The organism is Vibrio marinisediminis, assembly GCF_014050145.1.
In the GTDB taxonomy this organism is placed as follows: domain Bacteria; phylum Pseudomonadota; class Gammaproteobacteria; order Enterobacterales; family Vibrionaceae; genus Vibrio; species Vibrio marinisediminis.
This window is the reverse complement of record NZ_JACFYF010000001.1, coordinates 296,686-312,863: the sequence shown is the minus strand read 5'-3', so window position 1 is coordinate 312,863 and position 16,178 is coordinate 296,686. Positions and strand designations below refer to the sequence as shown.

Below are 16,178 nucleotides of genomic sequence, written 5' to 3'. Positions count from 1 at the left end.
TTTTTCTCATATTTGCGGGGGAGCATATGAGGTTCAAACGTAGCTGGCACGGTTCGCTTACGTTGTACTTTATTGCTCTTATCGTTGTTGCGAGCGCGTGCATTGAATATATAAATAACATGCAACATCAATATGTTATTCAGAATGAAAAAGAGAGTGCTCGAGAAGAGTTGTCGATCATTCGCTCACAATTAGAGTCATTGATTATTTCTGATATCTACTTGGTCAATAGCTTACCGGTTATTATTGCGAGCAACCCTGAGGTGACACAACAGCAATGGAAACGGATTGCTGCCAATATTATTCAGCGGAGCTCTCACATAGAAGCCATTCTTCTTGCTCCTGATGATGTTGTTCGCAATGTGTATCCAACCGAAGGTAACCAACATTTTATTGGTGACTTGGATCGAACAGAGGATATTAATCGACCCAGGCACCGACCACATTCGTTGAAGCAGGCGTTGAATCCAGACCCTATCCGTTTATCTAATGGTAATTTAGGTCTGATCGCAACAGTGCCTATTTACGTTGACCCACCTTTTAATCATCGTTACTGGGGGGCATGCAGTGTGATCATTGACTTGGATGGTTTACTGAATGAGGCTGGCGTATTTCAACTTGCCAATGAGTATGATGTGGCGATACTTGCGATAGAAAGTACCGACGTACAAGACTCACTGATTTATGGTCTTCAGCAGACATTTGAAAATGCATTCACGACAGAATTTGTACACTTTCCTCATGGTAACTGGTTATTGGCAGCAGCGACGGAACATGGTTTCTTGAGTAATGCCAATTGGTATCAGCTCAATAGCCCTCGGCTCATCGGTTACAGCGCATTATTTATGGTATCTATTGCCTTTTTCGCTGTGTATAGGCTTTATCACAAAGCGCGAACACTTTCGTTGCATGATGAGCTTACGGGGTTACCGAATCGACGCTATTTTATGTTTACCCTTAAGCATCAGTTTTCGATTGCTAAACGATCGCTTTCTAAAGAGCGATTTGCTTTGCTTAATATTGATTTGGATAAGTTTAAAGAGATCAATGACAGCTACGGTCATGATGCGGGAGATAAAGTCCTGAAAACGGTAGGGATAAGGATACAGGAAGCGATTCGAGCGTCAGATGTTGTTGCAAGAGTTGGCGGGGACGAGTTTCTGGTGTTATTACCAAGAATAATGGAACAAAAGAACACTCAAGTCATTGTAGCATCGATATTAAACAACCTCTGTAACGAACCTATCGAGTACGATTCGAAACAGATCAGATTACAAGCCAGCATTGGCTGTGCCATTTACGATCAAGAGATGAATTCAGTTGAGGATATTCTGAGAGCAGCCGATGCGCAGATGTATCAAGAAAAATCACACAAGAAACCGTAAATTTGCAATATGCAAAATGAAAAATGTGCATTTTGGTATCAGTTTCGCATTTTGCAATTACTCTATGCACTCTGTTTTGCTGAAACTGCTGGATAATTGGTCAAGTTTGGGCTGAATTGCTGTTTCTCAAAGTTGGCACGCATCATGCTATTTAATAAATGACCCTTATTAAGCCGAGGGTCACCTAGCCAACTGACGTTGTTAGTGAACCTACTATTTGTTCACATTCATATATAGCCAATCATATTTGTTGTGATTGGCTTTTTTTATGCGTGTTTTAGCCGGAGTAATCAGGCGAATAGTGAACTGCTAACCAGAAGCTAAGGCGCACTCTGTAACAAACTAAAACGTACTTCCACTTCCATTCCTTCTATCCAAAAAGTCTTCTCTAACTGGGTATCAAAGCTCAAGATTACTTTTAAGAAAGCGGGTTGTCCTTCAAATGGGCTTTGCAGTTCTTGAGGCAATTTGTTTACCACTTCAACTGGCTTAGAGACGGTGGCTAAGAATGTTTTCCCATCCGGAAAAATAATTTTAGCTTTGCTGCCGAGTTGGCTGTATTTGAGATGCTTTGGGTTGAGGAATGCGGTAATTTCAGGAGTGATATTTTTGGCTACGGTCAATAACGGTGTATTTTCTGTAACGCGTTGCCCTTGATGAACATGGATATCTAAAACACGCCCATTGAACGGTGCGCTAAAGACAAGGTTTTCTTGTTGCGCACGCTTAACTATCAGCTCTTGTGTTAAAGCGCGATGTTGTTGTGCTTCTGGTCCTGCTAAATTGCGCAGTTCTCTCTCGCGCTGAGCATTCACATAGGCTATCTCTTGGCTGCTAAGTTGACTATTCAATGCATTAGTTGCGTTTACAATAGCGGCATAGTCAACTTCAGAAACTTGTCCTTTTTTACGGAATTGGTCATATTTGTTCTGAATTTGCTCTACTTTCTCTAGACTCTTTTTCGTGTTTTGAATAGCGGTCTGATACAAAACATCGATACTTTGCACGGTATTTGTGGAGAGTTTTTCTAATTCAACGTGAAGAAAATCGACTTCTTTATTCAGCGATTTATCTTTGAGTAATAGTAACACCTGCCCTTCGTCAATCTCGAACCCGACTTTTACGTTTAGATCTTCGACGAAAGCGGATTGTGGAGCGGTAATAGTTAAAGGATAAGAGGTGACTATGCCGGGAGCGGTGACTAAAACTTGGTTATAAAATATGTAGTACGCTATAAACAGTAGCGGGCTGATCACTATGCCTAAAATTAAATACCAGCGCAGGCGGTAACCACTACGCTTTGCTTGCCCGTACATGACTTTCATACCACTTTCAGATTGTGGTTTGTTGTGTTTGTCTAAGTGAAAGTTAACTTTCATACTAGAACTTCTTACCTCGTTTCAATACCCACCAAGGCGCCATACTGGACTCTTCATGGCTTCGCCTAAATACCTCGTTCACCATTGAAAATGCGGTGATTAAGCGCATCAAAAACTGGTAAATCGGGTACAGCAATAACCACCCTGTAAACTTCAAATCTTCTTTTTGACGTTCAGAGACTAAGGTGATGTAAATAATAAACAGCAGTATTGAGAGGACTAAGTACATTGCATATAGAAGCAGCATTAGTGCAAATACAAAATTAAGCGGATAGGCGACGATCATATACACAGTGAAAATGACCACCAGTAGGGGCAGTAACACATTCTGAATAATCCCATATGCTAAGGTAAATAGGAAATTTCCCCAGCCGAGTAGTGATGGCGTGAGTCCTTCATTGTGCTTTCGCAAAAAAAGGAACAGCAAGTCACCATCCCAACGTAATCGCTGCATAATGAGATCTTTAAAAGTATCTGGCACATCGGTATGACCGATCGAGTGCGTCGAAAATGCCAATTTATGATTTGGGTAACGCCGCTTATATTGCTTTAGACGCATGGTTAAATCGAGGTCTTCAGCAGTGTGGGTATCCCACCCTCCAACTTGTCTTAGCAGGTTTTTTCTAAAAGCTCCAAAAGCGCCAGATATGTTGTTCAATACACCCCAACTTGCCATTCCAGTCTTGCCAGCCTGCATGGAAAGCATGTATTCCAATGACTGCATTTTAGTTAGTATATTTTTATTGTGGTTTCTTACGCGCAGGGCGCCGCCACTTGCAATCACGTTCTCACATGCAAATTGCGTCATCATGGTTAATGCCATGTCATTATCAAATGAGGTATCACCATCAACATTGATAACAATGTCGCCAATTGCCACAGAAAGGCCGGCATTGAGCGTCGATACCCGTCCTCCACGTTGCCATTTCGGTAGCACGCGGACTTTGCGGTTTCGGGTGCCTAGATGCCGCTTCTTACCGTTCAGCGCTGCTTGATAGGTATCTCGGTTTTGCACGGCACCATCAACCACAGTGAGAATTTCTATATAACCGGGGTAAACTTGTTCCGCCAGTGAATCAATGGTGATGCCAATGGCGTCGCCTTCGCCATAGCAAGTGATAATGAAGCTTATTGAGGGAAAGTGAGTAAGAGGAGCCTCTTCTTGATCGTACGACCAGCGTAAAATGCCAGTGATCACCAGCAAATAGAGTGGCAGTTCGATAGCAATCATAATAGGGAATAGCAGTAGCCATAGCTCTTCATTGTGAAGCAGCATTCCGCGAAAATAATCAAGTAAAATGAGACTATCTTGCAGCATATGTTTCATCCACTAATGCTTCTAACCAAAGCGTAATGCTGTCTTCAATTGCGGGGTCCGGTAGATTCCATGAGAAGACACTGAGTTCAAACTCGTCATCTTCGATAAGGTCACTTAATTCAGATAGTTTTTGCTGCAATACGGACAAGCTAGAATGTGTGGTGTTGGGCATTAGGACTAATAAGACATCTTGTTTGTACTGACAACAAATATCGGTGTCTCTAAACATACTGCTCAAACGTAGTGTGAGTTGATCCATAAGTGAGAATAGCTTGCTGTCACCATATTGCTTTCCGTATTCATCTAAAGAGGGGAGATGTAAACCTAAAAGTAAGTGTTGCTCGCCATGGCGCAATGCCACTTTATTAAGCCATGCGATTAAATTCTGGAAAAAACCGATGTCAACTTTGCCTTTTATTGAGAGTTCTGGTGCTTGAATAGATTTACCATGTTGGTAAACATACTCGCCAACTTCACCGAGTTTGAATTGAAATATTTTGCGAACGGCTAGCTCTTCAACTTTTATTTTCTCGTCGCAGCTCAAACACTGGCTAGTGGTAGCGGCTTCAACAAATAGACTCGAACAGCTATTGCAAATGTGGTTTTCTAATGGGCGGTCATAATCCACACCAATATGGCGTAATTGTGTTAAGCATTTAGGACATTCAATTTTTCCACGTCGTTGAAAGCTTTGCTGATCGCCTACATGACCACAAGTGAAACAGTGTAATGAGCTTTGTGAATCTATATCAATGCTGCTGCAATAAGGGCATACCTCGACGTAGTTTAGGTGTCCACTGTTGCAATGGGAACAAACACGAATTCTATCGATTAGCTTTTCCGCTTCAATGATGCCACGGCTTTGTTCTGAAAGGACATAACGATAAGTTGAGTACAGTTCTGGGAGGAGAACTTCAATAATTGGGTAGGAATAGATAGACATTGATTCGAGGCTTTTTAGTGCCTTTAATCTACGCTGGCGATTGACCCCTAGCCAACCAATTAGCGGGTCTAACGAGTCATGTCGCAACATGATTTGTATGTGGTTTTGAACGTTATACCAAGTGTCTAAGGATTGTTGTTCATTGAATATGCCATCTGTAACACATTGAGAATAAGGTGTTTCTTTAGTAACAAACACACACCACGACCATCGGTTGGTTTGTTTATAGAAGGCTTTTAATGACTCTTCAATTTTTTGGTTATCGACAAAATTTAAGCAGATCATTCCACCTAGTTCGGTTGGGATATCATCGATGCTTTGAACATAAACCACATTTTCTAGTATGGAGTCGGTCCACTTTTCGCCAAGCCAATAATACTTGTAATTTATGTCTGACATGACAATCACTCTTACAATGACAAAATCGCTTACTCTGCTCAACGTATCGAATTTACGTCGTAGACCTTTAAATATTAGTCGTTATAAGGGAAACGTATACTTCCCATTGAATTAACAAAGCTCGATTTGATGCAGCCCATGTACGTTAGAAAAGGTGAGATTTTTATTATCTATCTGAATTAAAATTGGATTATCTATAGGCGATGCAAGCGAAGATTTATACGTCGGAAGGGCATTAAAGTGGCGGAAGCAAAGCTCATATTGGCACTGCCAATTATGCAGTGTATTGGTGAGTAAAAAATTGAAACTCCATACTGACTAAAAGAGAACAATAGCCAGCATGGGAGAGGCAATTAGTCGCTATAACAACTTGGCTGTCTTGGGCAGACCGCGCCTCTTGAGCAGATGACGCGAGCATCAGAATCGAGCCCTCTTTCAACCCAATTGATATTGAGTATCTTGGCGATAGTGGTGAACTCTCGTTTAATATGGTTCGGAATCGAGGCACTTCCTCCGTTCGCCACGCATAGAGCTTTTAACTCTTCTGCAATCGAAAGGGCATGGCCACCTTGTGCATCAATAGCCGGGTTGAGATCGATGCCTGCGCAAAGTACGCGGTTATTACCAGCAGGGTCGGTCATATTCATCGATTCACAACAATAGATCCTTGGTTCATCGCCAACATGCAGGATTGAAATTTGTGCCGAGCTACCATTTTGTGGTTCTGATAACTTGCGGAAAACCGCCCAATGCTGGCATGGGTCGTTAACCTTGCGCATATTACCCCAAGGGAGTGGGATACCATTGCCACGATAAACGGCTTTGAGCTTGTTTTGCCCATAAGCATCAAAGTAGTGCCAATGTGGGTAAGGGGAAACAACGGTCATTCTGCGCATGGCTACAGAAGGCGAAACCCCCGCCTTTTTGTGTACATCAATTTCATAGCCATTACGGTCGAGTAACTGCCTAAAAGGGACCTTAGGGCAGAGTAAGGCGCCAGCAAAAAAGCTGGATTCAAAGTCGCGCCATGCTTGTAATATATGTTGTGAGTTCAGCTCTGTATTGCTGTTTCGATCTGTTTGTTCTTCCCAGCTATTCGCGTGTCCTACCGATAACACGCTTTTGAGCCCCTCTTTGCTGTGCAGAACGCAGTGCCCAATGTACACCGCTAGATCGTACTTCAAGCGAGTAGGGTAATCTCGTAGGATCTCGTTAAGATAAATGCTTCCCGGTGGCTCGAAAAATGAAGTAACCACTTGCTTTGCACTTACGCCCAACTCATCAACCACATCTTGCGGTGCACGAGAGATCCAACGAATAGTCAGCCCCATGCTACGCGCGATATCCATTAAGTCCTGTGTTGAAAGATTGAGCCTTTTTAATCCGACTTCTTCAGCGGCACGTTCTAAATCAGGGAAATGGTTTTGATGGCTCTCCTGATGGGCACGAATAAGTAGATGGGCAAACTGACGACCAGTGATGCCAGTTTGTGACAACATTTCCGGGATGGCGATTTGCAATATATCTTTAGAAAATAGGAAGCTCGGCTCTAGTGCCATACCGCTAATACCACCACGGTTGCCTTTATCTGGGGTAATGGCTTCTTGAGTAGGGGCATCATCTAAGAACCAAGCAGGATCTTTTTGGAAAACTTCAGCAATCACCTCGAGCATATCAATACTCGGCACCCGTTTTCCTCTTTCGATCATCGAAAGGTAAGAAACGGAAGGTGCATACTCTGGGTTAACGCGAATACAACGCGCAGAGAGATCTTCCATGGTTAAGTGGTTGCGTTTTCTCAGGTTTCTTATCTTGGTCCCTAAAAAATGGGACTGACGAATTAAGCTTTTTGACAGTTGCATTTTGTAAAATTCACATTGTAAAATTTTTGTTGTGAAATTGTAGTCAAAAATTCGCTAATCTACCTAGTAAGCAAGTTCACAAATTTGTCATTAAATTGAATTGCAAATTACATGAACTGCCAAGGATCAGAAAATTGTGCGATTTACGCGAGGGAAAGACTATGAATATGCAAACGTTCGAAAACAATGAAATCCAAACAAATTCGACTTCAGTTATTGCAAGTGCTGTCTTTGCCGTGGAAGCGATTAAAGCAGAGCAAGCACAAGAGAAGCAGATGAAGTCTAAGCAACTTCTTGACCGTTTATTTCCTCTGGAAAACGGGTCGCACAGTGATGTAACGGAATACGTAATCGACTTACGTCATGTTTTAGCATTTTTCAAAGATGGCTCACACAGTGGCTTGAAGCATCCAAAGCACTTTGTTGCCTTTACTGCTGAAAAAGAGCAACCGCATTCGATTCTATTTAGAGATGGAAACGGTAGCCATATGGAAGTGATCTTTGGTCGTCAAAAAGGAACAGGTAGTGTTGAATACATTGAGATTGATGATATTCAAATGGAAACCTGCACCACATTCCCACAAGCGGATGCGAGCTCTGCAATGCGTCACTGGATTAGCTTAGTGAAAGGTGACAAAAAAGGTAAGCCTAACGCTTGTACGGAAGATAAAGAGTATACCGCTAAAAATGGTGATGATTACCGCCTAGACTGTTGTTACACCATTTAATAGCAATCTTTTGTTAGTATGGCGATAGAGAGAATCCAGCTGCGGCTGGATTTTTACTGCGTAAATTCGACAAAACTAAAATGTGGATTCGAGATGGTGACTTCGATGCTTTTTAATTGGTCGGTACTGAGCCATTTTTCACCCATTGTGGTTTCAACGAGTAGGCACTCTTGGCGGCTATCATTATAGCCAGTGTCTAAGGCCTTTCCTTCAATAACACCGCCATCGATTAACGTTATGATTATTGGAAAGTGGTATAAACACGCTATCTCTAAATAATCATATTGACTGCATGAAATCATTTCATCTCCTTGTTGGGCTTTAGTTCCACAATATTGCCTTCGGGATCACTTAAGTAAATTGATCGTCCAAATCCTTGCGCCCCATAGCGCTCGGCAAATCCGGAGTGGGTGATGTTTAATTGCTCCAAGATCGCGATTAATACTTCTTCTTCTATTGGATCAATTTGCAAACAGAAATGATCGACATTACGTCCATCCTGGGTTGGGGGAGCGCCGCCTAGTTGCCCCAACTCGCTGTTGATGGTGACAATATCAATCAGTGCTTCACCGGCTCTAAGTTGAGTTAGTCCCAGTTGTGGCAAGCTTCGCTCGATTTGGCAACCCAGTAGATCGCGATAAAAATAGAGCATATTATCGAGGCAGTGTGCTCTTAGCACGATATGATCTAACCCATTAATACGAATCATTGCTTACCTCAATTTTGTAACGATTAGACTATAAGCATAATCGCCAACATCAGCATTACCATCCCTATCACCGCTTCCAGTATTTTCCATGATCTTGCGTGGCGAAAGGCGGGGAAAGAAATGGTGATAGGCTCAAGGCAAAGCCAGAAAAGAATGTGCTCACTAAAAACCAGAACCAGGCTGCAACAAAAAGGCTTCTTCTTCAGGCGTATTTGTACGATTTAAGATAGCGTTACGGTGCGGATAGCGCCCAAACTGGTCAATAATGACTTTATGCTTTAACTCAAAATCGTAGTTGTTTTCTAATCCTGGTTGGTTAAATAACTCAAGTGCTTGCTCGTGGATTAGCGCTGATTCGCTGTGCATATAGGGCATATACAAAAAACTACGTTCTTGTGGAGTAAGTTGTTTGTCTAATTCTAATCGTACCGCTTCTTGAGCCAGTGCCAGCGCGAGCGGGTCTTGGCTAAATGCTTGCGGGGTATTGCGGTAGACATTGCGAGAGAATTGGTCTAGCACGATGATCTCGGCTAAACGTCCTTTAGCTGTATCACGCCAACTATATAGCTCAGCTTGAGAAGCCTGCTGAAGAAGTTCTCCAAAGCGAGTTCGGATAACAGCATCAATGTCGGGGTTTGCCACAAACCAGTCTTTGCTCTGTAGTTCATTGAACCAAAAATTGAGTACATCGCGTCGCATTCTCCCTCCTAATCCAACTATTAATAGAGTTTGTTATTTCGCTCAATATAGCCCAACTCGCCGTCATAAGTAGAACTAATGTTGAATTCTTGACCGCAGTCCCTATAATTCGTCGCACGGAAATTGTGTGCTAATCCTAGCTGCACTCGTTCTAGATAAAGACAAATAGATGATGACAAATAAGAAACCCGACCGCATGACTGCGATGAAAGATCTCATTGAGCAGGTATTGGCAGAACTACCGCTTTATGAACCTGAAACATTTATCTGTAGTACAAAAGGAAGTTGTATTGGTTGTCCGAAGAAGCTATTGGAAATGGTGGATGGCGAGCTGAGTTATTGGCAAAGCGCTATGGCGCGTGGCATTACCCCGCAGTTTGATGAAATTCGCCGTTTTGGCAAGATGTGCAGCAGTGTACGTAAAGGGTTAGCGCGAAATAATTTGCTGACTACACCCGCATAGAATTGAATATAGAAAGGGAGCCATGGCTCCCTTTTACGCATCTAGAAACAAGCTTTTTTGACGAAATACGGGTTATCAAACTTATTGGCGTGTCCTAGCTCGGATAGCACCAATTTATTCCAAAGCTGACGATCAAACTGACCTTTTGGAATTGATGGATAAATAGTTTCGACTTCCTCATAAGCAAAGCGCATAAATTGCTTTTTCTTAATTTGGTTGTATTTGTTTGCCACTCGATTGTGCTTTTTAATCCACTCAAGTTTATACGCGTATAATGCAGGTTCTGCTTTTTCAAGCTCAACACGTGACAGATATACTCGCTTATAGGATACCTTGCGATCGATCATCGTGCGCATAGCGGTTTGGATATATTTGCCATGATTGGTGATAGAAATATCATCTAACTTGAATGGCTTAATATGCCAACCAGTGGGTAAAAATTCCGGTCGCTTAAACTGCTTGTTTCGCACATCAATAGCATTATGCAGCACAATGTCAGATGTTCCATTGAAGGTCTGTTGCCACCGCCCAATTCGGATCTGAAACGCAGTTGGTAAGCGATAAATATTGGTAAACTTATCTTGGTCCATAAGCGAAAACACTAATTTGTTTGCCTATCATGTATATAACATTAAGGCGGATGTAATGAGAATTAGGATTGAAGATTCTATTCCAAGCATCGTAACCCCGCGAGTAAAAATATGTATTAAGATATATCTGCGGCTTAGCTAGGCGTTTGGCGTCTTGTGTAAGAGGATAATCCTAACCCTCATGTAAGGCAAGCCTCAAGCTAGAAAATGCAATGCTTGGCAAAATCAGTCGCTTCATTCGCTGTCCAATCACCTTTGGCTTTTTGCTTCATATCTTCACACCATTCTTCGCTACCGACTTCGGTGCAACCAACAACAAATAGGCTCAAACCCAAAGCAATGAGTAATTTTTTCACATTCTTTTCCTTGTTATGTTCACTAGCGAAATTATAGCGTTTTTTTATAGGGTTTCGTCAAATTGTTGTTTTTATTTGTAAATTCTAATACTGGCTTAAGCCGTGGCTTGTAAAATAGGATATTGCGTAATCCCCCAGCCTTTAAGTGACCTTAATGACACTAATAGCTCTTATTAAGGTGATCAGTATCACGCTAATGCGGTTTTTATCTACTCAATTTCGATCATAATCACACATTGTCGCTAAGGTGAGTGACCTGAAATAAATCTGATCTATAGTGTCATCGAAACGTTTCGATGAGTTGTTTGACAACATTCATTGAAACTTGATAACAAAAATTCAGTGCCAGAAAGACGTGTGATTGAAGGTCGAAGAAATGAAAAAAAGTACCCTATTAAACTCTGAAATTGCGTATTTAGTGTCCACGCTTGGTCACACAGATGAAATAACGATTTGCGATGCCGGATTACCTATTCCGGATCATGTCACTCGCATTGACCTTGCCTTAACTCATGGTGTTCCGAGCTTTATTGACACTGTGCGGGTGATCTTAACTGAATCTCAAATCGAAGGCGTGGTGATGGCGGAAGAATTTGCTCAAGTTAGTCCAGAACTTCATCAAGCGCTATTGACCGAACTTGAACTAGAACAGAGCCGCTGCGGTAAGCGCTTCAATATTAGTTATGTTTGCCATGAAGATTTCAAACAAAGAACTCATCAAAGCAAAGCCGTAGTGCGAACGGGCGAATGTACGCCTTATGCCAACGTGATTTTTCAAGCGGGTGTGGTGTTTTAGTTTAGCCATACCGAGTTGAGGACAAAATATGACTCAAGCAATTCTACAACTGAGTGAGATTGAAAAAGCCTTCCCGGGAGTGAAAGCGCTCGACCGAGCGAGCTTAAATGTTTATCCCGGACGTGTTATGGCGCTATTGGGAGAGAACGGCGCGGGTAAATCAACCTTAATGAAGGTGTTGACGGGTATCCATGCACTGGATGCGGGGTCAATTCACTATCAAGGATCGCCAGTTTCGTTTAAAGGACCGCGAGATTCTCAGCAAGCGGGTATCAGTATTATCCACCAAGAGCTTAACTTGATCCCTGAGCTAACCATTGCTGAAAATATTTTCCTAGGTCGTGAGTTCACCAGTCCATTAGGGCGAGTGCAATGGAACACCATGTATCACGAAGCTGACTTATTACTTAAGCGTCTGAATGTAAAACATAGTTCAAAAACGTTACTGGGCGAGCTGAGCTTAGGCGAGCAACAAATGGTTGAAATCGCCAAAGCACTCTCTTTTGAATCTAAAGTCATCATTATGGATGAGCCGACAGATGCTCTAACAGATACTGAAACCGAATCGCTTTTTAAAGTGATTAATGAGCTGCGTGAACAAGGCTGCGGCATTGTTTACATTTCCCACCGTTTGAAAGAAATCTTCGAAATTTGTGACGATATTACCGTGCTGCGTGATGGCAAGTTCATTGGTGAATGCTTGGTGTCAGACACTGATGAAGATGGGCTGATCGAAATGATGGTGGGTCGTAAACTAGAAGAGCAGTACCCTCGCATTGAGGTAAGCCATGGTGATACCTGTTTAGAGGTTATAGGGCTGACAGGTTCAGGTGTGCATGATGTCAGTTTTAACCTTAAGCGCGGTGAGATTTTAGGTGTGTCGGGGCTGATGGGGGCTGGGCGTACTGAGCTGATGAAAGTTATCTATGGTGCGCTACCAAGCGTACGCGGCGTGATCAACTTAGATAACAAAACCATTAACCCAGTCAGTCCACAAGATGGCTTGGCCAACGGTATCGCTTATATTTCAGAAGATCGTAAAGGTGATGGGCTCGTTCTTGGCTTGTCAGTAAAAGAGAACATGTCTTTATGTGCATTGGATAAGCTCTCTAAAAATGGGCGCATTCAGCACAATGACGAAGTGATCGCTGTCGACGACTTCATCAAATTATTCAATATTAAAACCCCAACTCGCGAACAGATTATTGGCAACCTTTCTGGTGGTAACCAACAGAAAGTGGCCATTGCTAAAGGTTTAATGACTAAACCCAAGGTGCTGATTTTAGATGAGCCCACACGCGGTGTGGATGTGGGGGCGAAAAAAGAAATTTACCAACTCATTAATAAATTCAAAGCGGAAGGCATGAGCATCATCTTAGTCTCATCTGAAATGCCGGAAGTGTTGGGAATGAGTGACCGCATCATGGTGATGCATGAGGGGCGCGTAAGCGGCATGTTTGAAGCCAAAGAGGCTGACCAAGAAAAATTACTCGCCTGTGCGGTAGGTAAGCAGATCAATGAGGAAGCAGCATGAGTACTGAAACCATGAGCAAAACAACCCAAGCTAGTGGCAAAAAGCTGTTTAGTAAAGAGTGGCTAATTGAGCAGAAATCTTTAATTGCTCTGTTGTTGCTAATTGTTGTGGTCTCTTTTTTAAACCCTAACTTTTTTACCGTAGACAACATTCTAAACATTCTTCGCCAAACGTCGGTAAATGCCATCATCGCAGTCGGGATGACAATGGTTATCTTGACGGCTGGTATCGACTTAAGTGTCGGCTCCGTATTAGCGCTATGTGGTGCTTTTGCCGCCACCATGATTGGGCTTGAAATACCAGTGATGATCGCCGTGCCAACAGCATTAGTGGCTGGTGCAGCATTAGGTGCAATTAGCGGAATTATTATTGCCAAAGGTAAGGTACAAGCCTTTATTGCCACGCTAGTGACAATGACTTTATTACGTGGTGTGACCATGGTTTATACCGACGGTCGCCCAATCTCAACCGGTTTTACTGACACCGCAGACGCCTTTGCTTGGTTTGGCACAGGTTACACGTTAGGCATTCCTGTCCCGGTATGGCTAATGGTGTTTGTATTTGCCGCAGCATGGTACTTACTCAACCACACCCGCTTTGGTCGTTATGTCTACGCTGTGGGTGGTAATGAATCGGCAGCTCGCCTTTCAGGTATCAATGTTGCTCGTGTGAAAATTGGTGTGTATGCCATTTGTGGCCTGCTTGCAGCGCTAGCTGGCATCATTATCACCTCTCGTCTTTCTTCAGCACAACCGACGGCAGGTATGGGCTACGAGCTAGACGCTATTGCCGCAGTCGTACTTGGTGGCACCAGTTTAATGGGCGGTAAAGGGCGCATTATGGGGACTTTGATAGGTGCGCTAATCATCGGCTTCCTTAACAATGCCCTTAACCTACTCGACGTATCTTCTTACTACCAGATGATCGCTAAAGCAGTGGTGATTCTACTGGCAGTAATTGTAGACAACAAAAATAAGTAACTGACTTTCAATTTTATACCAATAACAGAGCCAAGTTTGCTTGGCTCGCTCGATACAAAGGATTATGACGATGAAAAAATTAGCTACCCTAATCTCAGCAGCGTTACTCACTTCTACCGTTTCAGTTTCAGCGCAAGCGCAAGATACCATGGCTATTGTACTGTCGACGCTGAATAACCCATTTTTCGTTACCATGAAAGATGGCGCTGAAGCAAAAGCAAAAGAGTTAGGCTACGAGTTGATTGTGCTGGATTCGCAGAATGACCCAAGCAAAGAGCTATCTAATGTTGAAGACTTAACCATTCGTGGTGTAAAAGCGATTTTGATCAACCCTACTGATTCGGATGCGGTCTCTAATGCAATCCGCATTGCGAACCGTTCGAACATCCCAGTATTAACACTTGACCGAGGCGCGTCACGCGGTGAAGTGGTTAGCCATATTGCCTCAGATAACGTGGCTGGTGGTGAAATGGCGGGTAAATTCATCATGGAAAAAGTGGGTGAAAAAGCCAAGGTTATCCAGCTAGAGGGTATTGCGGGTACATCAGCAGCGCGTGAGCGTGGTGAAGGCTTTATGCAGTCTGTAGACGGAAGCAATATGGAGTTATTGGCTAGCCAACCAGCAGATTTTGACCGTACTAAAGGTCTAAATGTAATGGAAAACTTACTTGCTGCAAATCCAGATGTTCAAGCGGTATTTGCCCAAAATGATGAGATGGCGCTGGGGGCACTTCGTGCTGTACAAGCGTCTGGTAAAGACGTGATGATTGTCGGCTTTGACGGCACAGATGACGGCATTGCAGCTGTTAACCGCGGCATGCTAAGCGCGACTGTTGCTCAACAACCAGAGTTGATTGGTGCGCTTGGTGTTGAAGTTGCTTCAAAAGTCCTTAAAGGCGAGCAAGTCGAAGCAAGCATCCCTGTTCCACTGAAAGTGATTACTAAGTAGTCGTTTTAGTCATTGGTCGTATCTTCCTGTCGCTGAGTGTCTGCGGCAGGAAGTGCACCTTCTCATTGATGTTGAGTGGCTTTAACAAAGAGTTTTCTAGTGGAACTTCTTTCTTAAACCTATTTCCCTGAAATAAATTTTGGTTGTTGAATAACCGAGGATAATCGTATGAATAAGTTAGTGGTATTAGGTAGTGTTAACGCTGACCATGTTCTTCAAGTGCCTTCTTTTCCGCGTCCGGGTGAGACGCTACATGGTCATAATTATCAAGTTATTCCTGGTGGAAAAGGGGCAAATCAAGCCGTAGCAGCTGCTCGTCTTAATGCTGATGTGGGTTTTATCGCTTGTGTGGGAGATGACTCTTTTGGCATCAATATTCGCGAAAGCTTTAAGCTCGATGGCATCAATACTCAGGGCGTAAAAATGCAGCCTAATTGCCCAACGGGGATTGCTATGATTCAAGTCGCCGAAAGTGGTGAAAATAGCATCTGTATTTCGGCTGAGGCCAATAATTTCCTAACTGCCGAACGAATTGAATCTGATTTATCCGCTATCCGTGATGCGAAGTTTTTACTCACTCAACTCGAGACGCCAATAGAGGGTATTGAACGCGCTGTGCAGGTAGCAAAAGAGGCGGGTACCAGCGTAATTCTAAACCCTGCTCCAGCACAAGAGTTATCAGAACGCTTGCTTGCCAATGTTGATGTTATTACCCCTAACGAGACAGAAGCGGAAGTGTTGACGGGAATTACCGTGGTGGATGAAAGTTCAGCGCAACTTGCAGCCAATGCTCTACACCTGAAGGGCATTGAAATTGTGATGATTACCATGGGTGCGCAAGGTGTGTGGTTAAGCCAAAATGGTCGTGGTGAGTTGATCCCTGGCTTCCGAGTTGAAGCGGTTGATACAACAGCAGCAGGTGACACGTTTAACGGTGCATTTGTCACTGGCTTGTTAGAAGATATGCCGATAGAATCGGCGATTAAATTTGCACATGGCGCAGCTGCAATTAGTGTAACTCGCTTAGGTGCACAAACCTCTATTCCACGTCGGGATGAGGTTGAAGCATTTATCGCTAAGCAATAAAG

The 16,178-nt window shown here is 43.1% G+C and carries 17 protein-coding genes; 8 read left to right on the top strand and 9 right to left on the bottom strand.

Features of this window, described 5'->3' with window-relative positions; all coding sequences use genetic code 11:
- The first annotated feature begins 119 nt into the window (after positions 1-119).
- Positions 120-1,385: a sensor domain-containing diguanylate cyclase gene (locus tag H2O73_RS01475; protein WP_220457435.1), complete on the top strand. Its 1,266-nt coding sequence runs from the start codon at positions 120-122 to the stop codon at positions 1,383-1,385.
- A 320-nt stretch (positions 1,386-1,705) separates the two neighbouring features.
- Here the strand turns inward: H2O73_RS01475 and H2O73_RS01470 are convergent, their stop codons facing one another.
- The 4 genes from H2O73_RS01470 to H2O73_RS01455 all read right to left on the bottom strand — a co-directional run bounded on the left by H2O73_RS01470 (position 1,706) and on the right by H2O73_RS01455 (position 7,286).
- Positions 1,706-2,764 carry an HlyD family secretion protein gene (locus H2O73_RS01470; RefSeq protein ID WP_182105815.1) on the bottom strand — a complete coding sequence of 353 codons (1,059 nt, stop codon included), beginning with the start codon at positions 2,762-2,764 and terminating at the stop codon, positions 1,706-1,708.
- A 1-nt stretch (position 2,765) separates the two neighbouring features.
- On the bottom strand, positions 2,766-4,082 hold the full coding sequence (locus tag H2O73_RS01465; protein WP_182105813.1) for a glycosyltransferase family 2 protein: 1,317 nt from the start codon (positions 4,080-4,082) through the stop codon (positions 2,766-2,768).
- On the bottom strand, positions 4,069-5,424 hold the full coding sequence (locus tag H2O73_RS01460; RefSeq protein WP_182105811.1) for a TackOD1 domain-containing metal-binding protein: 1,356 nt from the start codon (positions 5,422-5,424) through the stop codon (positions 4,069-4,071). The genes H2O73_RS01465 and H2O73_RS01460 overlap by 14 nt, the downstream gene beginning before the upstream one ends.
- Positions 5,425-5,777: 353 nt before the next feature.
- Complete coding sequence (locus tag H2O73_RS01455) at positions 5,778-7,286, bottom strand: DUF3612 domain-containing protein (protein ID WP_182105809.1); 1,509 nt, start codon at positions 7,284-7,286, stop codon at positions 5,778-5,780.
- Positions 7,287-7,447: 161 nt separating this feature from the next.
- Here H2O73_RS01455 and H2O73_RS01450 point away from each other — a divergent pair, with 161 nt between their 5' ends.
- The gene (locus H2O73_RS01450) at positions 7,448-8,014 is read left to right on the top strand and encodes an aldolase/citrate lyase/malate synthase family protein (protein WP_182105807.1); all 567 of its coding nucleotides are present in this window, start codon (positions 7,448-7,450) and stop codon (positions 8,012-8,014) included.
- A gap of 53 nt (positions 8,015-8,067) precedes the next feature.
- Here H2O73_RS01450 and H2O73_RS01445 read toward each other — a convergent pair whose 3' ends face one another.
- The 3 genes from H2O73_RS01445 to H2O73_RS01435 form a co-directional block, all read right to left on the bottom strand.
- Complete coding sequence (locus H2O73_RS01445; protein ID WP_182105805.1) at positions 8,068-8,316, bottom strand: Rho-binding antiterminator; 249 nt, start codon at positions 8,314-8,316, stop codon at positions 8,068-8,070.
- Positions 8,313-8,723 carry a VOC family protein gene (locus tag H2O73_RS01440; RefSeq protein WP_182105803.1) on the bottom strand — a complete coding sequence of 137 codons (411 nt, stop codon included), beginning with the start codon at positions 8,721-8,723 and terminating at the stop codon, positions 8,313-8,315. Before H2O73_RS01440 ends, H2O73_RS01445 begins: the two co-directional genes overlap by 4 nt.
- A 162-nt stretch (positions 8,724-8,885) precedes the next feature.
- Entirely contained in the window at positions 8,886-9,422 is a 537-nt protein-coding gene (locus H2O73_RS01435; protein WP_182105799.1) for a DUF924 family protein, read from the bottom strand.
- Between the two features lie 172 nt (positions 9,423-9,594).
- On the opposite strand from H2O73_RS01435, the gene H2O73_RS01430 reads away from it, so the two are divergent.
- Positions 9,595-9,885, top strand: a complete 291-nt coding sequence (locus tag H2O73_RS01430) for a hypothetical protein (RefSeq protein WP_438696036.1) — start codon at positions 9,595-9,597, stop codon at positions 9,883-9,885.
- A gap of 41 nt (positions 9,886-9,926) precedes the next feature.
- Here the strand turns inward: H2O73_RS01430 and H2O73_RS01425 are convergent, their stop codons facing one another.
- A complete protein-coding gene (locus H2O73_RS01425) occupies positions 9,927-10,475 on the bottom strand; it encodes an MSHA operon transcriptional regulator (protein ID WP_182105795.1) in 549 nt (182 codons plus the stop codon).
- Positions 10,476-10,675: 200 nt separating this feature from the next.
- Positions 10,676-10,816, bottom strand: coding sequence for a DUF3012 domain-containing protein (locus H2O73_RS01420; protein ID WP_438696035.1), 141 nt, complete (start codon positions 10,814-10,816; stop codon positions 10,676-10,678).
- Positions 10,817-11,207: 391 nt separating this feature from the next.
- Between H2O73_RS01420 and rbsD the strand changes: the two genes are divergently transcribed.
- From rbsD to rbsK, 5 genes are all read left to right on the top strand, one after another.
- Positions 11,208-11,627, top strand: coding sequence for a D-ribose pyranase (gene rbsD / locus H2O73_RS01415; protein WP_182105791.1), 420 nt, complete (start codon positions 11,208-11,210; stop codon positions 11,625-11,627).
- A gap of 28 nt (positions 11,628-11,655) precedes the next feature.
- Complete coding sequence (gene rbsA, locus H2O73_RS01410) at positions 11,656-13,161, top strand: ribose ABC transporter ATP-binding protein RbsA (RefSeq protein WP_182105789.1); 1,506 nt, start codon at positions 11,656-11,658, stop codon at positions 13,159-13,161.
- On the top strand, positions 13,158-14,141 hold the full coding sequence (gene rbsC, locus H2O73_RS01405; RefSeq protein ID WP_182105787.1) for a ribose ABC transporter permease: 984 nt from the start codon (positions 13,158-13,160) through the stop codon (positions 14,139-14,141). The genes rbsA and rbsC overlap by 4 nt, the downstream gene beginning before the upstream one ends.
- A gap of 70 nt (positions 14,142-14,211) precedes the next feature.
- Positions 14,212-15,090: a ribose ABC transporter substrate-binding protein RbsB gene (gene rbsB, locus H2O73_RS01400; RefSeq protein WP_182105785.1), complete on the top strand. Its 879-nt coding sequence runs from the start codon at positions 14,212-14,214 to the stop codon at positions 15,088-15,090.
- 168 nt (positions 15,091-15,258) lie between these two features.
- The gene (rbsK, locus tag H2O73_RS01395; RefSeq protein WP_182105783.1) at positions 15,259-16,176 is read left to right on the top strand and encodes a ribokinase; all 918 of its coding nucleotides are present in this window, start codon (positions 15,259-15,261) and stop codon (positions 16,174-16,176) included.
- The last annotated feature ends 2 nt before the right edge of the window (positions 16,177-16,178 follow it).

Bases quoted from the DNA above. Each gene is read 5' to 3' on its own strand.
- H2O73_RS01445 (WP_182105805.1), bottom strand. From the start codon at position 8,316: ATGATTTCATGCAGTCAATATGATTATTTAGAGATAGCGTGTTTATAC.
- H2O73_RS01475 (WP_220457435.1), top strand. From the start codon at position 120: ATGCAACATCAATATGTTATTCAGAATGAAAAAGAGAGTGCTCGAGAA.
- H2O73_RS01450 (WP_182105807.1), top strand. From the start codon at position 7,448: ATGAATATGCAAACGTTCGAAAACAATGAAATCCAAACAAATTCGACT.
- rbsD (WP_182105791.1), top strand. From the start codon at position 11,208: ATGAAAAAAAGTACCCTATTAAACTCTGAAATTGCGTATTTAGTGTCC.
- rbsC (WP_182105787.1), top strand. From the start codon at position 13,158: ATGAGTACTGAAACCATGAGCAAAACAACCCAAGCTAGTGGCAAAAAG.
- H2O73_RS01470 (WP_182105815.1), bottom strand. From the start codon at position 2,764: ATGAAAGTTAACTTTCACTTAGACAAACACAACAAACCACAATCTGAA.
- H2O73_RS01425 (WP_182105795.1), bottom strand. From the start codon at position 10,475: ATGGACCAAGATAAGTTTACCAATATTTATCGCTTACCAACTGCGTTT.
- rbsA (WP_182105789.1), top strand. From the start codon at position 11,656: ATGACTCAAGCAATTCTACAACTGAGTGAGATTGAAAAAGCCTTCCCG.
- H2O73_RS01440 (WP_182105803.1), bottom strand. From the start codon at position 8,723: ATGATTCGTATTAATGGGTTAGATCATATCGTGCTAAGAGCACACTGC.
- H2O73_RS01465 (WP_182105813.1), bottom strand. From the start codon at position 4,082: ATGCTGCAAGATAGTCTCATTTTACTTGATTATTTTCGCGGAATGCTG.
- H2O73_RS01455 (WP_182105809.1), bottom strand. From the start codon at position 7,286: ATGCAACTGTCAAAAAGCTTAATTCGTCAGTCCCATTTTTTAGGGACC.
- rbsK (WP_182105783.1), top strand. From the start codon at position 15,259: ATGAATAAGTTAGTGGTATTAGGTAGTGTTAACGCTGACCATGTTCTT.
- H2O73_RS01460 (WP_182105811.1), bottom strand. From the start codon at position 5,424: ATGTCAGACATAAATTACAAGTATTATTGGCTTGGCGAAAAGTGGACC.
- H2O73_RS01435 (WP_182105799.1), bottom strand. From the start codon at position 9,422: ATGCGACGCGATGTACTCAATTTTTGGTTCAATGAACTACAGAGCAAA.
- H2O73_RS01430 (WP_438696036.1), top strand. From the start codon at position 9,595: ATGACAAATAAGAAACCCGACCGCATGACTGCGATGAAAGATCTCATT.
- rbsB (WP_182105785.1), top strand. From the start codon at position 14,212: ATGAAAAAATTAGCTACCCTAATCTCAGCAGCGTTACTCACTTCTACC.